20 protein-coding genes are annotated in these 19,482 nt (G+C 64.2%); 16 read left to right on the forward strand and 4 right to left on the reverse strand.

Translation table 11 applies throughout. From position 1 onward, the window contains the following. Positions 1–18: 18 nt before the first annotated feature. From exeD to exeN, 11 genes are all read left to right on the forward strand, one after another. Entirely contained in the window at positions 19–2,088 is a 2,070-nt protein-coding gene (gene exeD / locus MM194_RS03120; RefSeq protein ID WP_033128923.1) for a GspD family T2SS secretin variant ExeD, read from the forward strand. Next, a complete protein-coding gene (gene exeE / locus MM194_RS03125) occupies positions 2,088–3,593 on the forward strand; it encodes a GspE family T2SS ATPase variant ExeE (RefSeq protein WP_033128922.1) in 1,506 nt (501 codons plus the stop codon). The genes exeD and exeE overlap by 1 nt, the downstream gene beginning before the upstream one ends. Before the next feature lies 1 nt (position 3,594). Then, complete coding sequence (gene exeF / locus MM194_RS03130; RefSeq protein ID WP_033128921.1) at positions 3,595–4,815, forward strand: GspF family T2SS innner membrane protein variant ExeF; 1,221 nt, start codon at positions 3,595–3,597, stop codon at positions 4,813–4,815. A 185-nt stretch (positions 4,816–5,000) separates the two neighbouring features. Further along, on the forward strand, positions 5,001–5,432 hold the full coding sequence (exeG, locus tag MM194_RS03135) for a GspG family T2SS major pseudopilin variant ExeG (RefSeq protein ID WP_033128920.1): 432 nt from the start codon (positions 5,001–5,003) through the stop codon (positions 5,430–5,432). Between the two features lie 47 nt (positions 5,433–5,479). Next, a complete protein-coding gene (gene exeH, locus MM194_RS03140) occupies positions 5,480–6,037 on the forward strand; it encodes a GspH family T2SS minor pseudopilin variant ExeH (RefSeq protein WP_033128919.1) in 558 nt (185 codons plus the stop codon). Between the two features lie 20 nt (positions 6,038–6,057). Further along, the gene (gene exeI, locus MM194_RS03145; RefSeq protein ID WP_033128963.1) at positions 6,058–6,417 is read left to right on the forward strand and encodes a GspI family T2SS minor pseudopilin variant ExeI; all 360 of its coding nucleotides are present in this window, start codon (positions 6,058–6,060) and stop codon (positions 6,415–6,417) included. 44 nt (positions 6,418–6,461) lie between these two features. Next, a complete protein-coding gene (gspJ, locus tag MM194_RS03150; protein WP_274518478.1) occupies positions 6,462–7,169 on the forward strand; it encodes a type II secretion system minor pseudopilin GspJ in 708 nt (235 codons plus the stop codon). Positions 7,170–7,258: 89 nt separating this feature from the next. Beyond that, entirely contained in the window at positions 7,259–8,269 is a 1,011-nt protein-coding gene (exeK, locus tag MM194_RS03155) for a GspK family T2SS minor pseudopilin variant ExeK (RefSeq protein WP_241342619.1), read from the forward strand. A 116-nt stretch (positions 8,270–8,385) separates the two neighbouring features. Next, positions 8,386–9,570 carry a GspL family type II secretion system protein ExeL gene (gene exeL / locus MM194_RS03160; RefSeq protein ID WP_152598965.1) on the forward strand — a complete coding sequence of 395 codons (1,185 nt, stop codon included), beginning with the start codon at positions 8,386–8,388 and terminating at the stop codon, positions 9,568–9,570. Further along, positions 9,567–10,058 (forward strand): GspM family type II secretion system protein ExeM, encoded by a 492-nt coding sequence (gene exeM, locus MM194_RS03165; protein WP_033128916.1) that lies wholly within the window; start codon positions 9,567–9,569, stop codon positions 10,056–10,058. Before exeL ends, exeM begins: the two co-directional genes overlap by 4 nt. Continuing rightward, positions 10,055–10,813, forward strand: coding sequence for a GspN family type II secretion system protein ExeN (gene exeN / locus MM194_RS03170; RefSeq protein ID WP_241342621.1), 759 nt, complete (start codon positions 10,055–10,057; stop codon positions 10,811–10,813). The genes exeM and exeN overlap by 4 nt, the downstream gene beginning before the upstream one ends. A 45-nt stretch (positions 10,814–10,858) precedes the next feature. Here exeN and MM194_RS03175 read toward each other — a convergent pair whose 3' ends face one another. Beyond that, a complete protein-coding gene (locus tag MM194_RS03175; protein ID WP_241342623.1) occupies positions 10,859–11,701 on the reverse strand; it encodes a helix-turn-helix transcriptional regulator in 843 nt (280 codons plus the stop codon). Between the two features lie 146 nt (positions 11,702–11,847). Between MM194_RS03175 and tyrS the strand changes: the two genes are divergently transcribed. The 4 genes from tyrS to MM194_RS03195 all read left to right on the forward strand — a co-directional run bounded on the left by tyrS (position 11,848) and on the right by MM194_RS03195 (position 16,458). Then, the gene (gene tyrS, locus MM194_RS03180) at positions 11,848–13,113 is read left to right on the forward strand and encodes a tyrosine--tRNA ligase (protein WP_033128913.1); all 1,266 of its coding nucleotides are present in this window, start codon (positions 11,848–11,850) and stop codon (positions 13,111–13,113) included. A gap of 199 nt (positions 13,114–13,312) precedes the next feature. Then, a complete protein-coding gene (gene nudE, locus MM194_RS03185) occupies positions 13,313–13,921 on the forward strand; it encodes an ADP compounds hydrolase NudE (protein ID WP_033128912.1) in 609 nt (202 codons plus the stop codon). Positions 13,922–13,964: 43 nt separating this feature from the next. After that, complete coding sequence (cysQ, locus tag MM194_RS03190) at positions 13,965–14,777, forward strand: 3'(2'),5'-bisphosphate nucleotidase CysQ (protein WP_033128911.1); 813 nt, start codon at positions 13,965–13,967, stop codon at positions 14,775–14,777. A 412-nt stretch (positions 14,778–15,189) separates the two neighbouring features. Beyond that, on the forward strand, positions 15,190–16,458 hold the full coding sequence (locus MM194_RS03195; RefSeq protein ID WP_241342625.1) for an aromatic amino acid transport family protein: 1,269 nt from the start codon (positions 15,190–15,192) through the stop codon (positions 16,456–16,458). 68 nt (positions 16,459–16,526) lie between these two features. Here MM194_RS03195 and MM194_RS03200 read toward each other — a convergent pair whose 3' ends face one another. The 3 genes from MM194_RS03200 to metJ all read right to left on the reverse strand — a co-directional run bounded on the left by MM194_RS03200 (position 16,527) and on the right by metJ (position 18,061). Continuing rightward, a complete protein-coding gene (locus MM194_RS03200) occupies positions 16,527–16,865 on the reverse strand; it encodes a tRNA-binding protein (protein WP_218291589.1) in 339 nt (112 codons plus the stop codon). Positions 16,866–16,944: 79 nt separating this feature from the next. Continuing rightward, the gene (locus MM194_RS03205) at positions 16,945–17,703 is read right to left on the reverse strand and encodes an AraC family transcriptional regulator (RefSeq protein ID WP_241342627.1); all 759 of its coding nucleotides are present in this window, start codon (positions 17,701–17,703) and stop codon (positions 16,945–16,947) included. Positions 17,704–17,737: 34 nt separating this feature from the next. After that, the gene (gene metJ / locus MM194_RS03210; protein ID WP_033128908.1) at positions 17,738–18,061 is read right to left on the reverse strand and encodes a met regulon transcriptional regulator MetJ; all 324 of its coding nucleotides are present in this window, start codon (positions 18,059–18,061) and stop codon (positions 17,738–17,740) included. A gap of 221 nt (positions 18,062–18,282) precedes the next feature. Between metJ and metB the strand changes: the two genes are divergently transcribed. Beyond that, positions 18,283–19,452 carry a cystathionine gamma-synthase gene (gene metB, locus MM194_RS03215; protein WP_241342628.1) on the forward strand — a complete coding sequence of 390 codons (1,170 nt, stop codon included), beginning with the start codon at positions 18,283–18,285 and terminating at the stop codon, positions 19,450–19,452. Positions 19,453–19,482 lie beyond the last annotated feature (30 nt).

A 19,482-nucleotide genomic window follows, 5' to 3' on the forward strand; every position in this document is an offset into this window, starting at 1 on the left:
ATTGGAGTAGCACCAAGAATGAGAAATAAAGGGAAGGGCTGGCGCTTTGCCACGGTCGCGGCGGCCTTGATGATGGCAGGCTCAGCCTGGGCCACGGAGTATGCCGCCAGTTTCAAAAATGCCGACATCGAAGAGTTCATCAACACCGTCGGCAAAAACCTGAACAAGACCATCATCATCGAGCCCTCGGTGCGCGGCAAGATCAACGTCCGCAGTTACGATCTGCTCAATGAGGATCAGTACTATCAGTTCTTCCTGAGCGTGCTCGATGTCTATGGTTTTGCCGTGGTGCCCATGAACAATGGTGTGCTCAAGGTGGTGCGCGCCAAGGATGCCAAGACCTCCGCCATCCCGGTGGTGGATGACAGCAACCCCGGCGTGGGCGACGAGATGGTGACCCGGGTGGTGCCGGTGCGCAACGTCTCGGTGCGCGAACTGGCGCCCCTGCTGCGCCAACTCAACGACAACGCCGGCGGCGGCAACGTGGTGCACTACGAGCCCTCCAACGTGCTGCTGATCACCGGCCGTGCCGCCGTGGTGAATCGTCTGGTCGAGGTCGTGCGCCGGGTAGACCGGGCCGGCGATCAGGATATGGATGTCATCAAGCTGAGATATGCCTCGGCCGGCGAGATGGTGCGGCTGGTGACCAACCTCAACAAGGATGGCAGCAACCAGGGCGCCAACGCCTCCATACTGCTCTCTCCCAAGGTGGTGGCGGACGAACGCACCAACTCGGTGGTGATCAGCGGTGAACCCAAGGCGCGGGCCCGGATCATCCAGATGGTGCGTCAGCTCGACAAGGATCTGCAGAGTCAGGGCAACACCCGGGTCTTCTACCTGAAATATGGCAAGGCCAAGGATCTGGTGGATGTGCTCAAGGGGGTCAGCTCCAGCATCGCGGCCGACAAGAAGGGCGGTGGAGCGGCGGCTGCCACCGGTGGCGGTGCCAGCATAGGTGGAGGCCAGCTGGCCATCTCCGCCGACGAGACCACCAACGCCCTGGTGATCACCGCCCAGCCGGACGTCATGGCCGAGCTGGAGCAGGTCATCGCCAAGCTCGACATCCGCCGCGCCCAGGTGCTGGTGGAGGCGATCATCGTCGAGATCCAGGACGGTGATGGCCTGAACCTCGGGGTGCAGTGGGCCAATGCCAACGGCGGTGGCACCCAGTTCACCAACACCGGCTTGCCTATAGGCCCTGCGATCATCGCGGGCAAGGACTACAAGGACAACGGCAACACCGACGGGCTCGAGAACCTGCTTGGCAACTTCAGCGGCATGGCTGCCGGCTTCTACAAGGGCGACTGGGCCATGCTGGTGACGGCGCTGTCGACCAACACCAAGAACGATATTCTGTCGACCCCGAGCATCGTCACCATGGACAACAAGGAAGCCTCCTTCAACGTCGGCCAGGAAGTGCCGGTGCAGAGCGGCTCCCAGAGCTCCACCACCAGCGATCAGGTGTTCAACACCATAGAACGCAAGACGGTGGGCACCAAGCTGGTGGTGACGCCCCAGATCAACGAAGGGGACTCCGTCTTGCTCAATATCGAGCAGGAGGTCTCCAGCGTGGCTCAGGCCCAGGCGGCCGGTACCGCCAACCTCGGCCCCACCTTCGACACCCGTACCGTCAAGAACGCCGTATTGGTCAAGAGTGGCGAAACCGTGGTGCTGGGCGGCCTGATGGACGAACAGACCAAGGAGCAGGTCTCCAAGGTGCCCTTGCTCGGCGATATCCCGGTGCTGGGCTATCTGTTCCGTTCCACCTCCAACACCACCTCCAAGCGCAACCTGATGGTATTTATCCGGCCGACCATCTTGCGTGACGCCAACGTCTACTCTGGGGTCTCCAGCAACAAGTACACCCTGTTCCGGGCCGAGCAGTTGAACCTGGCCGCCGAGGAGGGCTATGCCACCTCGCCCGCTCGTCAGGTGCTGCCCGCCTATGGTCAGGACGTGATGATGTCCCCCGAGGTGCAACAGCAGATCGAGAAGATGAAGGCGCAGCAGCAGGCGACCGCCAACGGGGTCAAGCCCCAGGTGCAAAGCCAGGCCCCGGTGCAACCCTTCGTACAGGGGCAGCCCTGATGGCCGCCTATCAACTCGACGACAGCGAGCTGCCGACTGAGCTGCCCGAGCTGCCGTTTGCCTTCGCCCGCAACTTCGGGGTGATCCTGACCGAGCGGCAGGGGGCGCCCGTGCTGCTGTGTCGCCAGGGGGTGGCACCCCAGGCCCTGCTGGAGGTGCGGCGGGTGGCAGGTTGCGGCTTTGCCATCGAACAGATGGACGGTGACGCATTCGAAGAACTGCTGATGGCTCACTATCAGCGCGACTCCTCCGAGGCGCGCCAGCTGATGGAGGATCTCGGCAACGAGATGGATTTCTTCGCCCTGGCCGAGGAGTTGCCCCAGAGCGAGGATCTGCTCGACGCCGACGACGATGCCCCCATCATTCGCCTCATCAACGCCATGCTGAGCGAGGCGATCAAGGAAGAGGCGTCCGACATCCATATCGAGACCTTCGAGCGGGTGCTGGTGATCCGCTTCCGCATCGACGGCGTGCTGCGGGAGATACTGCGGCCCCATCGCAAGCTCGCCTCCCTGCTGGTATCGCGCATCAAGGTCATGTCCCGCATGGACATCGCCGAGAAGCGGGTGCCCCAGGATGGCCGCATTTCCTTGCGCATCGGCGGCCGCGCCGTGGATGTGCGGGTATCGACCATGCCGTCCAGCTACGGCGAGCGGGTGGTGCTGCGGCTGCTCGACAAGAACAACGTGCGGCTCGAGCTCAAGCAGCTCGGCATGACGTTGCCCAATCGCAACATCATCAGCGAGCTCATCCGCAAGCCTCACGGCATCATCCTGGTGACGGGCCCGACCGGTTCGGGCAAGTCCACCACCCTGTATGCGGCGCTGTCCGAGATTAACTCGCGGGATCGCAACATCCTGACCGTCGAAGATCCCATCGAATATGACCTGGAAGGGGTCGGCCAGACCCAGGTCAACGCCAAGGTCGACATGACCTTCGCCCGCGGCCTGCGCGCCATTCTGCGTCAGGATCCCGACGTGGTGATGGTGGGGGAGATTCGGGATCTTGAAACCGCCCAGATCGCGGTGCAGGCGTCCCTCACCGGCCACCTGGTGATGTCGACCCTGCACACCAACACCGCCATCGGTGCCATCACCCGGATGCGGGACATGGGGATAGAGCCCTTCCTGCTCTCCTCATCCCTGCTCGCCGTGCTGGCCCAGCGGCTGGTGCGCACCCTCTGCCCGGATTGCCGCGCCCAGCACCCCATCACGGAGCAGGAGCGGATCGCCATGGGCATGGAGCTGGCGCCGGATCAGCAGATGTGGCGCCCGGTCGGTTGCGAGCAGTGCAACCACACCGGTTATCGCGGCCGGACCGGCATCCATGAGCTGGTGGTGATCGACGATGCGGTGCGCGAGGCGATTCACGGCGCCAGCGGCGAGCTCGCCATCGAGCGGCTGATCCGCGGCCATACCCCCAGCATTCGTCGTGACGGCATCGACAAGGTGCTCAAGGGCCAGACCAGTCTGGAAGAAGTGCTGCGCGTGACCCGGGAAGACTAAGATGGCAGCGTTCGAATACAAGGCCCTCGACGGCCGGGGCAGAAACAAATCCGGGGTGATGGAGGGCGACTCCGCCCGCCAGGTGCGCCAGTTGCTGCGCGAGCAGGGGTTGACCCCGCTCGAGGTGAACGAGACCACCGAGAAGGCGAAGCGGGAGGCGAATCGCTTCGTGTTGTTCAGGCGTGGTGCCTCCACCTCGGAGCTGGCGCTGATCACCCGCCAGCTGGCGACCCTGGTCGGCGCCGGTCTCACCATCGAAGAGGCGCTCAAGGCGGTGGCCGAGCAGTGCGAGAAGGCCCATCTGCGCAGCCTGGTAGCGACGGTGCGCAGCAAGGTGGTGGAGGGTTATTCCCTTGCCGATTCGCTCGGTGCCTTCCCCCATGTGTTCGATCAGCTGTTTCGCTCCATGGTGGCGGCGGGGGAAAAGTCCGGCCACCTGGAGAAGGTGTTGAACCGGCTCGCCGATTACACCGAGCAGCGCCAGCACATGCGCACCAAGCTGCTGCAGGCGATGATCTACCCCATCGTCCTCACCTGTGTGGCCATCGGCGTCATCTCCATACTGCTCACCGCAGTGGTTCCCAAGGTGGTTGCCCAGTTCGAGCACATGGGCCAGCAGCTACCGGGCACAACGCGCTTCCTCATCGGTACCAGCGAACTGATGCAGCACTACGGGCTCTGGTTCCTGCTGGCGCTGGCGCTGGGAGTCGTCGTCTGGCGTTGGTGGCTCACCGACGAGACGCGGCGCCGCCACTGGCACGGCATACTGCTGCGCCTGCCGGTCATAGGGCGGGTCAGTCGTGGCCTCAACACCGCCCGCTTTGCCCGCACCTTGAGCATCCTCAATGCCAGTGCTGTGCCGCTGCTGGAGGGGATGAAAATCTCGGGGGAAGTGCTCTCCAACGACTTCGCCCGTACCCGCATCGGCGAGGCCAGTGAGCGGGTGCGCGAGGGCACCAGCCTGCGCAAGGCGCTGGCTGAAACCAAGATTTTTCCGCCCATGATGCTGCACATGATCGCCTCCGGCGAGCAGAGCGGCGAGCTCGACAGCATGCTGGAGCGGGCGGCGGACAACCAGGACAGGGAGTTTGAAACCCAGGTGAACATCGCTCTCGGGGTATTCGAGCCCATGCTGGTGGTCTCCATGGCCGGGGTGGTGCTGTTTATCGTGATGTCGATCCTGCAGCCGATCCTCGAGCTCAACAACATGGTGAATTTGTGATGCAACTTGTAGTCGTCATGAGCCGATCGATCCTGCAGTCAACTCACTCGAGCTCAACAACATGGTCAATCTCTGATACAGATCGCGGCTGTCATCCTCGGGGTGAACCTGCTGTCGGTTTGAATTCAATAACATGGTCAATTTTCGATGGCCTGCGCCATCTCATTCGTTAGGGAGTCATAGCAATGCACAAGCGTCGTCAAGCCGGTTTTACCCTGCTGGAAGTCATGGTGGTCATCGTGATCCTGGGGATCCTGGCCAGTCTGGTGGTGCCCAACCTGATGGGCAACAAGGAGAAGGCGGATCAGCAGAAGGCGGTCTCCGACATAGTCGCGCTGGAAAATGCCCTCGACATGTACAAGCTGGACAACAACCGCTACCCGACCACGGAGCAGGGGCTGGATGCCCTGGTCAACAAACCGACCGCGTCACCCGAGCCACGCAGCTACCGGGAAGGGGGCTACATCAAGCGTCTGCCGCAGGATCCCTGGGGTAACCAGTATCAACTGCTGAGCCCGGGTCAGTTCGGCAAGATCGACATCTTCAGCACCGGGCTGGATGGCGAAGCCGGTACCGACGATGACATCGGCAACTGGAATCTGAAGGACTTCCAATAAGTGCTTGATCGCACTCTGGTCCATCGCCCCTTGCAGGGCCTGCCTTTATGAGGCGGGCCCTGTCTCGCCAGTCCGGCTTTACCCTGCTGGAAGTGTTGCTGGTCGCCATGCTGATGGGGCTGGTGGCCACCGCCGTCGTCCTCAGCATGGGGGGCGTCAAGGGCGATCGGGAGCTGGACAAGCAGGCGCGCCGCTTCATGGCGACTCTGCAGCAGGCGCAGGAGTATGCGGTGATGGATGGTCGTCTGCTGGGGCTGCGGCTCGAGGATCACGGCTGGCAATTTATGTCCCGCGCGGCCAAAGACAGAAAATGGCAGGCGCTGACCGGTGACAAGATCCTGGGGCCGGTCGAGCTGCCGGAGGAGATGACCCTGAGCGTCGAGCTGGAGGGCTTTAGCTGGCGTACCGACTCGGACGAGAAGACCGAGCAGGGACGTGACGAGAAGGAGCGTACCCCCCAGATCTTCATCTTCCCGGGGGGAGAACTCACCCCCTTCGTGCTGAGCCTGACCCAGCAGGATGACGAGACCCCCTACCTGCGCACGGTCAAGGGGGACGAGTTCGGTCGCCTGACCCTGCTGCAAGATGAAGAGGAAGAAGAGTGAGCGGCCGCGGCATGGGAGCCATGAACGCCCGTGGCATGACGCTGCTGGAGGTGATGGTGGCGCTGGCGGTGTTCGCCATCGCTGGCCTCGCGGTGATGAAGACTGCCAGCGAGCACCTGTCCGGCCTCAACTACCTGGAAGAGAAGACGCTGGCAACCTGGGTGGTGGAGAACCAGCTGGTGCAGCAGAAGCTCGAAGCCAAGTGGCCGGGGGACAGCTGGGTGGAAGGGGAAGAGGAGCTGGCCGGGCAGACCTGGTACTGGCGCTATCGTGGCGTCGCCACCAGTGATAACAACTTCAAGGCCCTGGACATGGAGGTGCGCACCGCACCCAAGGCAGAGAGCCCCGTGACCATGATCCGGACCTATATCAGTCGATGAACGGGACCTTGCTTGTGCTTAAAATTCGGAGCCTGTGTCAGTCGATGAGAGCTTATTTGATTTCAGGCACCCGTCAAGCGGACCTTACCCCGCTGGAGACGCCGACGAGGCCATCGCTGGCACAACGACAGCGCATTCGTCAGGCGGGCTTTACCCTGCTGGAGATGCTGGTGGCGATCGCCATCTTCGCCAGCCTGAGCATGGGCGCCTATCAGGTGCTGCAGGGGGTGCTCACCAGCGACGAGGTGGCCAAGAAGAAAGAGGCGCGTCTGTCCGAGCTGCAGCTCGCCTTCAGCCTGCTGGAGCGGGACGTCAGCCAGATGGTGCCCCGCAGCGGCCGCATCGACGGTGAAAACAACAAGGTGTTGCTGGCGGCCTCCCGCTTCGGCCAGCAGAGCGATGACTGGGGCATGGCCTTCATTCGCGGTGGCTGGCTCAACCCGGACGGTATCTTGCCGCGCTCCGGCTTGCAGCGGGTCGGCTGGCGGCTCAAGGAGCAGACCCTGGAGCGGATGAGTTACCTCTATCCGGATCCGGTGATCGGCACCGAGCCCCGCATCCAGCCCGTGCTGACGGGGGTGACGGCGCTGCGGCTCTATTTTTACGACAAGGGGCAGTGGAAGGAGGAGTGGACCCAGCGCGACTTGCTGCCCCATGGGCTGGCGGTGGAGCTGGATCTGGAAGACTACGGTACCATACGCCGGCAGTTCTTGATCGGGGCCGGTGGCCAGAGGGCTGAGAATGGTAGCTGATCGTCGTTTTCCCCTGACCGTCACGGAGGATGACGGTGCCCTGCGTCGTCATCAGTGCCTGATCGGGGCCAGTGGCCAGAGGGTCGAGAATGGCAGCTGATCGTCGCACTCGCCCCGGCCGGCAGGGGGGCATGGCGCTGCTGGTGGTGCTGCTCATCTTGTCGGTGATGGTGATCGTCGCCAGCAACATGAGCGGCCGGCTGCAGCTCGAGCTGCGCCGCACCAGCAACCTCACCATCGGCAAGCAGGCCTGGTGGTATGCCATGTCGGCGGAGGCGCTGGTGATCAAGGTACTCAACCAGGACTTCAAGGACGACAAGGACGTGGTGAACCTGAATCAGAACTGGGCCCGTGAGGACGGGGTCTTCCCGGTGGATGACGGCATCCTGTCCGGGCGGGTGCGGGATCTGCAGTCCTGTTTCAACCTCAACAGCCTGAGCGTGCCCCTCAAGGAGGGGGAAGACGGCGACGATCTTGAGAAACAGCCCTATGCGGTCAAGGCATTCCGGGCCCTGCTGGGCGCGCTGGAGGTCGAGGATTACGAGGCGGTGCAGCTGACCGATGCCATCCGCGACTGGACCGACAAGGACACCCAGCTGGTCTCCAGCAACGGGGCCGAGGATGCCTACTACGAGGGGCTCAATCCCCCCTATCTGACGGCCAACCAGTGGATGCTGGGGACGGATGAACTGAGGGCGGTGCGCGGGATGAGCGGTGAGCTCTACGCCCGGTTGGCCCCCTACGTCTGCGCCCTGCCAAATGACAAGCTGGTGGTGAACATCAACACCATCAAGCCGGAGCGGGCGGCCCTGCTGGTGGGGCTCTATCAGGGCAAGATATCCCTCGACGATGCCAAGCAGGTGCTGACCAGCCGCCCCAAGAAGGGGTGGAAGGAGAAGAAGGAGATGACGGATGAGCTGCCGGTGCAACCTGGTACCATCACCGGACTCGAGGCCGCGCTGGATATCACGAGCAACTACTTCGAGGCCAGCCTGCTGGCGGAAGTGGGGGATGCGCGGGCCCGTCTGAAGACGGTATTCCAGCGTGGCAAGGACAACAAGCTGGTGATGCTGCGCCGTCTGAACGATGGCGCCGAATAACAGGGAGACGGCCGGCCCAAGGCCCCGCCTGTCCGCCCCCTTATCTGAATAGCAGCCCGAGGCTGCGACCCCGCCCATCGACATGGATGCTGGCGGCCATGGCAGGAGAATTATTTGTGAGCGAGAGTCTGGTCATCCGGCTGGGGACCAATGCGCAGCAGCCGGTGCAGTGGCTGGTGTGGTCGACGCAGGAGCAGGAGATCATCGCCTCCGGCACCCTGGCCTCGGCCCATGCCCTCGGCGAGCTGCAGGAGCGTGCCGGTGGTCGCCCCGTGGTGACCCTGGTGCCCGGCAGCGATCTTATCTTCCGGCGGGTCAGCCTGCCGGGCAAATACAGCCGTCAGGCCGCGGCGGCGCTGCCCTATCTGCTGGAAGAGCAGATAGCCTCCGACGTGGACGCCCTGCATCTGGTGGTACTGGGCCACCAGGGCAACGAGGTGGATCTGATGGCGGTGGACAAGGCGAAGATGCAGATCTGGCTCGGCTGGTTACAGCAGGCCGGTCTCAAGAGCCTGCAGCTGCTGCCCGATGTGCTGACCCTGCCGCTGGCCAGCGAGGGTTGGTCTGCCTTGCAGCTCGGTGAAGAGTGGCTGCTGCGCCAGGGCCCTCGCCAGGGCATAGTGGCCGAGGAATCCCTGCTGGCCATGCTGCTGGCGGCCCAGCCCGAGCCCGTCACCATCCACAGCCATACGCCGCCTCCCGCCATGGCCGGTGCCAACTGGCAGGCGGCGGATCCCGAGCTACCCATGCTGCTGCTGGCCAAGGGGGCGCTCGGCTGTCATGCCAACCTGTTGCAGGGGCCTTATCGACCCCAGACCGAATACTCCCGCTACTGGTTGCAGTGGCGCAAGGTGGCGGTGGTGGCGGGGCTCTTGCTGCTGGTCGCCCTGACCCAGCGCGGCGTGCACCTCTATCAGCTGGCGGAGCAGGACAAGGCGCTCAAGACCGAGATCCGGCAGGTCTACACCCGGATCTTCCCGGGGGAGACCCGCATCGTCAACGTGCGCAGCCAGATGACCCAGCACCTCAAGCAGCTGGGCCAGGCGCCTCAGGATGGGGTCCTGCTGCTGCTGACCGAGCTGGCGCCGGTGTTTGCCGAGGTGCCCGGCCTCAAGCCAGAGGTGCTGCGTTTCGACGCGGCGCGTGGGGAGCTCAGGCTGCAGGTCACGGCGCCCGGCTTCACCGAGATAGAGCGTTTCCGCGAGCTGGCGGGCAAGCGCTTCGAGGTGCAACAGGGGGAGGTGCGCAGCACCGAGGGCAAGGTCGAGGGGGCGCTGGTGCTCAAGGGTAAATCATCATGATGGACAAACTGCAAGGCTGGTGGCATGGCATCAGCATCCGTGAACAACGGCTGGTGGCGGTGGGCGGTAGCTGCCTGCTGCTCGGGCTCTGCTACTGGGCCATCTGGCAGCCCGTCGCCAATCGCATCGCCGAGCGGGAGCGCCAGGTTGTCAATCAACAGCAGACGCTCGCCTGGCTGAAGGAGAAGGGGCAGGAAGTGCTGGCCATGCAGGGCAGCAGCGGACGCCAGATAGACACCAGCGGCACCCTGGATGGGGTGGTGAATCGCACCGCTTTCAACCAGAAGATCAAGATCGCCCGCCTGCAACCCCAGGGGCAGGAGCTGCAGGTATGGATCGACACAGTGCCGTTCGATGCGCTGCTGCTCTGGCTGGCGACCCTCTCCGATCAGCACGGGGTGCAGGTTCAAGTCATCGAAGTGGCCCGCGAGAATCTGGCACCGGGTCTGGTCAAGGTCAGACGTTTGCAACTGAGTCGTCCCCAATGAAGCGTAACATTCTGATAGCAATCCTGTTTTTGGTGGCCTATCTGGGTTTCCTGCTGGTGCAGCTGCCCGCCTCCCTGGTGGTGCGCTATCTGCCGCTGCCCGCCAATATGGTGCGGCTGGAGGGGGTGAGCGGCACCCTCTGGAGCGGTCAGGTGGCGCGCCTGCAATACGCCAGCGAGTCGCTGACCCAGGTGCGCTGGGATCTCAACGGTTGGTCGCTGCTGCGTCTTGCCCCGGAAGCCTCGGTGCGCTTCGGTGAGCGCAGCGGCCTCAACGGCCTGGGGGTAGTCGGCTGGAATGGTGCGGCCTTCGGCCGGGACATCACCCTCAATGTGCCCGCGCCCTGGCTGCTGGAGCGGGTACCCATGGGTCTGCCGTTCCCGCTGCAGGCGGCGGGCCAGCTGCAGCTCAAGGTGGATCAGTTCGCCCAGGGCAACCCCTGGTGTGACAACCTCTACGGCAACCTCTACTGGTATGGTGCCGAGGCCGATACCCCGGCGGGCAAGCTGACGCTGGGGGATCCCGAGGTCAAGCTGACCTGCCTCGACTCCAAGCTGGTGGCCGAGCTCAAGCAGGGCTCGGAGGCGGTGCAGGTACAGGGCAAGCTGGAGCTGCAGAGCAACCGCCAGTACCTGTTCCAGGGCACCCTCAAGCCGGGTCCCGAGTTGCCGGAACAGATGAAGCAGGGGCTGCCCTTCCTCGGCCAGCCCGATGGTCAGGGTCGCTTCCCGCTACGCTATCAGGGCCGGATCTGAGGCCGACTTGAATAACAAAACACCCCGCTTTGGCGGGGTGTTCTGTTATTGGGAGGGGGGGCGGTCATCAGGGGCCGTGGCACTGGCGGGCGCGGTGATCAGGTGATTGAGGAACAAGCCAAACAGCTCGGCCTGTGAGCCGACACGCAGCTTGCCATAGAGGTGTTTGCGGTGGTTCTTCACGGTGCCGCCGCCAATCCCCAGCGATGTGGCGATGGCCTCGGTATCCAGCCCCTGCAGCAGCAGGCTGGCCACCTGCCGCTCCCGGCGGGTCAGCAGATCCCCACCGACGCTGGCCATCGCCTGCGCCACCCTCTCTTTCAAGCCGCCCCCTTCCAGTCCGGCGGCGTCACTCTCCGCCAGCAAGGGCCGGGTCTCCGCTGAAGGCTGGGCCTGCAGCCAATGCTGGCGACAGAGGGAATGTACCAGCGGGAACAACTCCTCCAGCCGGGTCCGTTCGCTCGGGCTCAAGGGGCGGCGCTTGCCGAGGCGCCCCAGAAACAGCACCAGGGTCAGCCCGGCTCGAATGGGCAGGATCAGCCCCACCTCCTCCTGCCAGCCGGTAGCCTGATAGAAGCGCCTCTGGTAGTCCGGATCCAGCGGGCCGACCTCTGCCTGGGTCCAGACCCCGGCGGTCAGCCCATTGGCTAGCGCTAGCATAAAGGGATCCTGACCGAAGTCGCCGGCGAGGTAGCGATCGAACAGCAGCGCCCGCTGATGGCTCAGGTTGTCGTAGAGATAGACGGGACGCTGACCGACCCCGAGCAGCAGGGCGCAATCGAAGGGGACCTGCTGCTGGATGAGCCGCACCAGGGTGGCCGGAAAGGCGCTGCCGTGCAGGGCATCGACGGCAGCGGTCAGGGCGCGGGTGAGCGAGGGGTTGGACATGGTGGCTTGGCTCCCGTCGAGGGGCGGCATTGCCCCCAGAGCGGGAATGCTAGCACGAAGGTGGCAAAACTGTCCCCGGAGGGACATGGCCGTGGGACGGCCCCAACGGGAATATGGGGGCTTTTCCCCCGCACCCCGGAGAATCCATGACAGACCCCCAGTTGCTCGATGAGCTGACCCAGCGTGGCCTCATCGCCCAGAATTCCGATCCCCAGGCCCTGGCCGCCCACCTGAGCGATCCGCGTACCCTCTATTGCGGCTTCGATCCCACCGCCGGCAGCCTGCACATCGGCCATCTGGTGCCATTGCTGATGTTGCGCCGCTTCCAGTTGGCGGGCCACACCCCTGTGGCCCTGGTGGGCGGAGCCACCGGCCTCATCGGCGATCCTAGCTTCAAGGCGACCGAGCGCAGCCTCAACAGCGCCGAAACCGTGCAGGGCTGGGTGGCCAGCCTGTCTGCCCAGATCCGGGCGCTGCTGCCCGCGAGCGAGGGGCTGGCGGCCCCTGTGCTGGTCAACAACGCCGACTGGATGGGGCAGATGTCCGCCCTCGATTTTCTGCGTGACATAGGCAAGCACTTCTCGGTCAACGCCATGCTGGCGCGGGAATCGGTGCGCCAGCGGCTGGCCCGCCCGGATCAGGGGATCTCCTTTACCGAGTTCTCCTATGCCCTGCTGCAATCCCAGGATTTCGCCGTGCTCAACCAGCGTCTCGGCTGCACCCTGCAGATCGGCGGCAACGATCAGTGGGGCAATATCACCAGCGGCATGGATCTCACCCGCCGGCTGCATCAGGCCCAGGTCCACGGCATGACACTCCCCCTCATCACCAAGGCGGACGGCACCAAGTTCGGCAAGACCGAGGGGGGCGCCATCTGGCTGGATCCGGCGCTCACCTCGCCCTACGCCTTCCATCAGTTCTGGCTCGGTACCGCAGACGAGGATGTCTACCGCTTCCTGCGCTACTACAGCTGTATGCCGCTGGCCGAGATTGCCGCGCTGGAGGCGGAAGATGCCAAGCGGCAGGGGCGCAAGCAGGCCCAGCAGGTGCTGGCGGACGAGCTGACCGAACTGGTGCACGGCAAGGGGGCACTGGCGGCGGCGCGGCGCATCGGCGAGCTGCTGTTTTGCGGCCGGGTGGGGGAGCTTGACGAGGCGCAGCTGCGGCAGCTGGCGGGCGGCGGCCTGCCGACCACCTCATGGCAGGGGGAGGGGGGTCTGGTGGCGCTGCTGGTGGCGACCGGTCTCGCCGGCTCGAAGCGGATCGCCCGCGAGCTGCTGGCCGCCGGCGCCATCAACCTTAACGGCCGTTTGGTCGAGGGGAATGAGTTGGCTGAGACCGACTGGCGCTTCGGCCGCTTCCTGCTGCTGCGCCGGGGCAAGAAGCAGTACCACCTGGTGCAACGTCCCTGATAGCCAGCGCCCCCTGCCGGAGGGCGCCGCTTGGCGGCTGGTCGGGAAATGAGTAGATCGCCTGGCGCCCTGAGTCATCGACGGGGAGGCGGCATTCCAGCGGATCTTTAAGACCGCTTTCCCGCCCCGGCCCCGTGGTGTTCGTGGTGGGAGTCGTTTACTCTTGAAGCACGATTTTTTAACGAGCAGTCAGCCCCTGATGAGTGACCCCCACAAGCGCAAACCCGTACACCTCAGTGTCGAGACCCTGGCTCAGGACAAGAGCAAGCCGGAGATCCTCAAGGCCGAGATCGTGGCCGAGAGCCGCCTGTTCAAGGTGGAATCCCTGCATCTCAAATTCAGCAACGGGGAAGAGCGGGTGTACGAGCGGATGCGGGGGGGCAACCGGGGGGCCGTCATGGTGGTGCCGCTGTATGACGCCCATCACCTGCTGCTGGTGCGCGAATACGCGGCGGGCACCCACTCTTATGAGCTGGGTTTCCCCAAGGGGCTGATCGATCCGGGCGAGAACGCCTTCGAGGCGGGCAACCGGGAGCTGATGGAGGAGGCGGGCTTCGGTGCCAACAGCCTGATCCCCCTCAAGCAGGTGTCGCTGGCGCCCGGCTATTTCTCCAGCCGGATGGACATACTGCTGGCCCGGGATCTCTACCCGGAGCAGCGCATCGGGGACGAGCCGGAGCCGCTCGAGGTGATCCCCTGGCCACTGAACCGCATCGACGAATTGCTGGCGCGTCCGGACTTCACCGAGTCGCGCAGCATCAGTGCCCTGCTGCTGGCCCAGAAATGGCTGGCGGAGCAGGAAAAATAGCCCCTCGAGGGCGCAAAGATAATCAAAGACAGAGGGTAGCAATATGCAGGAGTTGTTGGCCTGGGTGCCTGGGGTCAAGGAGATAGCCCGCGAAGCGGGGCGGATCCTTCACGAGATCTATCACGGCGGTCAGTTCGAGCGTCAGCTGAAGGAGGATGCGACCCCGGTCACCAGTGCCGATCTTGCTGCCGATGCCTACCTCAAGCAGGCGCTGTCGGCGCTCACTCCCCATATCCCTGTGTTGACCGAAGAGGCGGCCGATGTGCCCTTCAGCCAGCGCGCCAACTGGCGGCAGTACTGGCTGGTGGACCCTCTGGACGGCACCGGCGAGTTCATCGCCGGCAGCGGCGACTTCGCCACCCTGATCGCCCTGGTGCAGGACAACGTGCCGGTGCTCGGGGTCATCTACGCCCCCGAGTCCGACGTGCTCTACTGGGCGGTGCGCGGTCACGGCGCCTTCAAGGAGGCCGCCGGCGAGATCTATCCCATCAGCGCCATGCATCACGAGCATGATCAGCCGGATGCGCTGGTGGTGGCCATCAGCCGGCGCCAGAAGCTGGAGATGCTGACCCGCCGCCTCAACCCGGCCATCAACTACGAGCTGATCCCGCTCGGCTCCAGCTCGCTGAAGTCCTGCCTGGTGGCGGAGGGGGCTGCCGACTGCTATGTGCGCCTCGGCCCCACCGGCGAGTGGGATACCGCCGCCGCCCAGTGCATCGTCGAGGCGGCCGGTGGTCGCATCCTCAGCCTGACCCTGCAGCCGCTGAGCTACAACGAGACGGAGTCGCTGGAGAACCCTGACTTCATCGTGATGGGGGACCCGGATCTCGCCTGGGGCAAGATCCTGACTCACTGAGCAGGCTGACATTTCATTGTCCCGACATCATAGGGCGGCCTCAGGGTCGCCTTATTGTTTGGTGTTATCCGCTGGCCTTGTGGAGGTGGATAGGGATATCCGCTGGCAAGGCGCGACATCCGCAGTGGATCATCGTCGTCAGCCTGCTTCGCACAAGATGATTAATCGTGTAATTCTGATAATTACACCTCTTCCAAAATAAAAAATTAACCAGCAATGATATTTTGGTTTTATATATCATAATACTGCCAATATGCAGATTTTATGAATTAGGAGGGCAAGATCCTGTTCCCAATCTCACTGGTCGACGCGAGCTTTGGCAGTGGGATCTGCCAGTGTCGATTTTTGAGAATTAAATGCTGAGATAGCACAATGACTGCAGATTTAAATACTGACAAAAAGTGAATTAACGATGAGTTTATCTGCAGAGGTCACCCGGGAGCTGTCCGGTTCCCAATCCGTCATCGCCCACACCGGCTGGCGTCGTCACGACACCCACTGGGTGATCAGCCTGTTTGGCACCGCGGTCGGCGCGGGCATCCTGTTCCTGCCCATCAACCTGGGTCTCGGCGGGATCTGGCCCCTGCTCATAGTGGCCGTGCTGGCCGGTCCCATGACCTTCCTGGCGCACCGCGGGCTGGCCCGCTTCGTGTTGTCCTCCTCCCGTCCCCAGGCCGACTTCACCGAGGTGGCGGAGGAGCACTTCGGCAAGATGGCCGGCCGCCTCATCTCGGCGCTTTACTTCCTCTCCATCTTCCCCATCCTGCTCATCTACGGGGTAGGGCTGACCAACACGGTGGAGAGCTTCATGGTCAACCAGCTCGGCATGGCGACCCCGAACCGGGTGATGCTCTCCGGCCTGCTGGTGTTTGCCATGATCGCGGTGATGATGGCCGGCGAGAAGGCGATGCTGCGGGCCTTCGCCTTCATGGTCTACCCGCTGGCGGCCATCCTGGCGGCGCTCTCCTGCTACCTGATCCCCCAGTGGCACTGGCCGGAGGTGACCGCCTTCGACGGCGCCGGCTTCCTCAACACCGTCTGGCTGGCGCTGCCGGTGACCGTCTTCGCCTTCAGCCATGCCGCCGCCATCTCCGGCTTCGCCAACGTGCAGCGCCGTGAATATGGCGAGCAGGCGGAGGCCAGGAGCGGCCTGATCCTGCGCAACACCACCGTCATGCTGGTGGGCTTCGTGCTGTTCTTCGTCTTCTCCTGCGTGCTGAGCCTCTCCCCGGTGCAGCTGGCCGAGGCCAAGGCCCAGAACGTCTCGGTGCTCTCCTATCTCGCCAACATCACCGACAACCCGGTGATCATCACCCTGGGGCCGCTCATCGCCTTCATCGCCATCAGCTCCTCCTTCCTCGGCCACTTCCTGGGGGCGCGGGAGAGCCTCAAGAGCCTGATCGCCAAGCCAACAGGGCTGTCGCTCGCGAAGGCGGACCGGCTCGGCATCGCGCTGATGTTCTTCGCCATCTGGGGGGCGGCGGTGATCAACCCCGGCATCCTCGGTCTGATGGAGACCCTCTCCGGCCCCGTCATCGCCATGATCCTGTTCATCATGCCGGTGGTGGCCATCTACAGGGTGGAGGCGCTGGCCCGCTTCCGTCAGGGCTGGGTGAACGGCTTCATCCTGTTGACCGGGTCGCTGGCGGTATCGGCGCTGATCTTCAGCCTGCTGAAGTAACAGCAGCGCTGCGGCCAAAAAGAAAAGAGGCGATCCCGGGGTCGCCTCTTTTCATTCTGCTTGCGCGCTCAGCCCAGCTTGGCGCCGTTCTCCACCGCCTGCTCCGGGATGGCCATCACCACGGCGCCGTCGGCCCGGTAGAAGCCGGTCAGCAGAAACTCCGACTGGATGGGACCTATCTGCTTGGGCGGGAAGTTCACCACCGCGACTATCTGGCGCCCCACCAGCTCTTCCGCTTGGTAGAGATCCGTGATCTGGGCGCTGCTCTTGCGCACCCCGAGCTCTGGCCCAAAATCGGCCCACACCTTGTAGGCGGGCTTGCGCGCCTCGGGGAAGGGCTCGACCCGCACCAGGGTGCCCACCCTCAGCTCCACCATCTCGAACTCTTGCCAGCTTATGGTCTGCATCTGCTCTCCTCGCGTGTTGTCCATGTCCGCCAGCATGCCCGATCTCGCCACGGCTTGTCTTCGGCGCAGAGCCGGCGCGTTACGGCAACCGGCCGTTTTGCTGGCGCCAGGCCGAGGGGGTCAGCCCGGTCTCGGCCAGGAAGCGCTCGGCGAAGGCCCCCTGGTTCTGGTAACCGACCCGGCAGGCGACGTCGCCTATGGGCAGGGTGCCCTGGCTCAACAGGGTGCGCGCCAGCGCCATGCGCCGCCCCCGGATGTAATGGGAGACGCTCATGCCGAGCTGCTGGCGAAAGGCGTGCTTGAACTGGCTCTGGCCGAGGCAGGCAACGCCGGCGAGTCGCTCGTTGTCGAGCGGCTCGGCGAGGTGGGCCTCGATATGGCGCTGCACCCTCGCGATGCGGGGGGCTATGGGAGGAGCCATGGCGGGGCCCACGCCCTGTGACTCGGCCAGCAGCCCGAGCCAGACCTGCTCCATGCCGGCCACCTGCCGACCCTCTGCCACCATCCGGTGCAGGAAGGCGAGGTAGTGGCGCTGGGGTTCGTCCAGTTCGATAAAGGGGCGCTCGCCGAGGGCAGACGGCAGCCAGGGGCTCTCCTGCACCAGGAAGGAGAGGGCCGGATCGGCCGCGAAGTCGTGCCGCTCTCCGGGAGCTATCACGCAGGCGAAGCCGGGGAGGAGGCGCTGGCCCTTGCCCTGCACCTCTATCTCGATGGGGCCGTCGAGGGGGATCACCAGCTGGGCGAAGTCGTGGCGATGGCTGCTAATGTCGCTCTGGTAGCGGCGCAGGCTGAAAGGGGGTGGGGCAGATGGCAATGACGCGGCCCGGGGCCGCGTCATCGAAGAAGGATCACTCTTTGCCATATAGCGAGGATTATTCGACGTCGAAATCTTCGATCTCTTTGCCCAGCGCTTCCATGATGGCGCGCGCCTCGGCAGGGACGCTGTCCGGATGGTCCTTGCGCAAGTCGTCGTCACCGGGCAGCGGCTGGCCGGTAAACGCGTGCAGGAAGGCCTCACAGAGCAGCTCGCTGTTGGTCGCATGACGCAGGTTGTTCACCTGGCGACGGGTGCGCTCATCGGTCAACACCTTCAGCACCTTGAGCGGGATCGAGACGGTAATCTTCTTGACCTGTTCGCTCTTCTTACCGTGTTCCGCATAGGGGCTGACGTAGTCGCCGTTCCACTCTGTACCCATGATTCACCTGTTCTCATTTGGCCGTGAGCGCGGATTTTAACCCTTAAGGTATTCAATGGCAATCCAACGGCAAAGCCATTTAGACGTCTAGAAGTGTTGACGGCTTTTTTGCACTGGCGTAAGGTGATTCACCATAGGCCAGCAATATGGCCAGCAATGGCGGGGGATGCCTGCCGGGCTGTCTGCCCGGCGCGACCCAAGAGAGATTCAAGGAGAGAATAATGACCCACAAGGCCACCCTGGCGGTACGTACCGGGATTGAGACAGACCAGCAACACGGTGCCGTGGTGCCGCCCATCTACCTCTCCAGCAACTACACCTTTGCCGATTTTGGCGAACCCCGTCAATACGATTATGCCCGCTCCGGCAACCCGACCCGCTCCAACCTGGCGGACGCGCTGGCGGCGCTGGAAGGGGGAGCGGGCGCCGTGGTGACCGGCACCGGCATGGGCGCAGTCCATCTGGTGACCACGGCCCTGCTCAAGGCCGGTGATCTGCTGCTGGCCCCTCACGACTGCTACGGCGGCACCTGGCGCCTGTTCGAATACCTGGCGGCCAAGGGCCACTACAGGGTGCAGTTCGTGGATCAGGGGGACGAGACGGCCCTGGCCGAGGCGCTCGCCCAGAAACCGGCGCTGGTGTGGGTGGAGACTCCCTCCAACCCGCTGCTGCGGGTGGTGGACGTGGCTGCCATCGCCGCCGCGGCCCACGAAGTGGGCGCCCAGGTGGCGGTGGACAACACCTTCCTCTCGCCGCTGTTGCAGCAGCCGCTGGCGCTGGGCGCCGATGTGGTGGTGCATTCCACCACCAAGTACATCAACGGCCACTCCGACGTGGTGGGCGGGGTCGCCATCGCCAAGGAGCCCGCACTGGCCGACTCCCTGGTGTGGTGGGCCAACTGTCTGGGGCTGACCTCGGGTGCCTTTGATTCCTACCTCACCCTGCGCGGGCTGCGCACCCTGGCGCCGCGCCTGCGCACCCACCAGGAGAACACGGACAGGATCCTCGCCTTCCTGCAGCAGCAGCCGCTGGTGAAAACCATCTATCACCCCAGCCTGCCGAGCCATCCGGGCCACGAGATTGCGCGCCGTCAACAGTCCGGCTTCGGCGCCATGCTAAGTTTTGAGCTCGATTGCAATGAGGCGGGGCTGCGCGCCTTCCTGGATGCGCTGCGCCTCTTCTCGGTGGCGGAATCCCTCGGCGGGGTGGAGAGTCTGGTGGCCCATCCCGCCAGCATGACCCACAGGGCCATGACCCCAGCGGCGCAACAGGCGGCGGGCATCAGCGCCCAGCTGCTGCGCCTGTCGGTGGGTATAGAACACGGTGACGACCTGGTGGCCGATCTGGCCCAGGCTTTTGAACAGGCGCAGTTGGCGCAACAGGCAAACTAATAACGGCACGGCAGCCAGCCGCACGGGAGA

It is taken from the genome of Aeromonas sp. MR16 (assembly GCF_022549315.1).
Lineage (GTDB): Bacteria > Pseudomonadota > Gammaproteobacteria > Enterobacterales > Aeromonadaceae > Aeromonas > Aeromonas aquatica.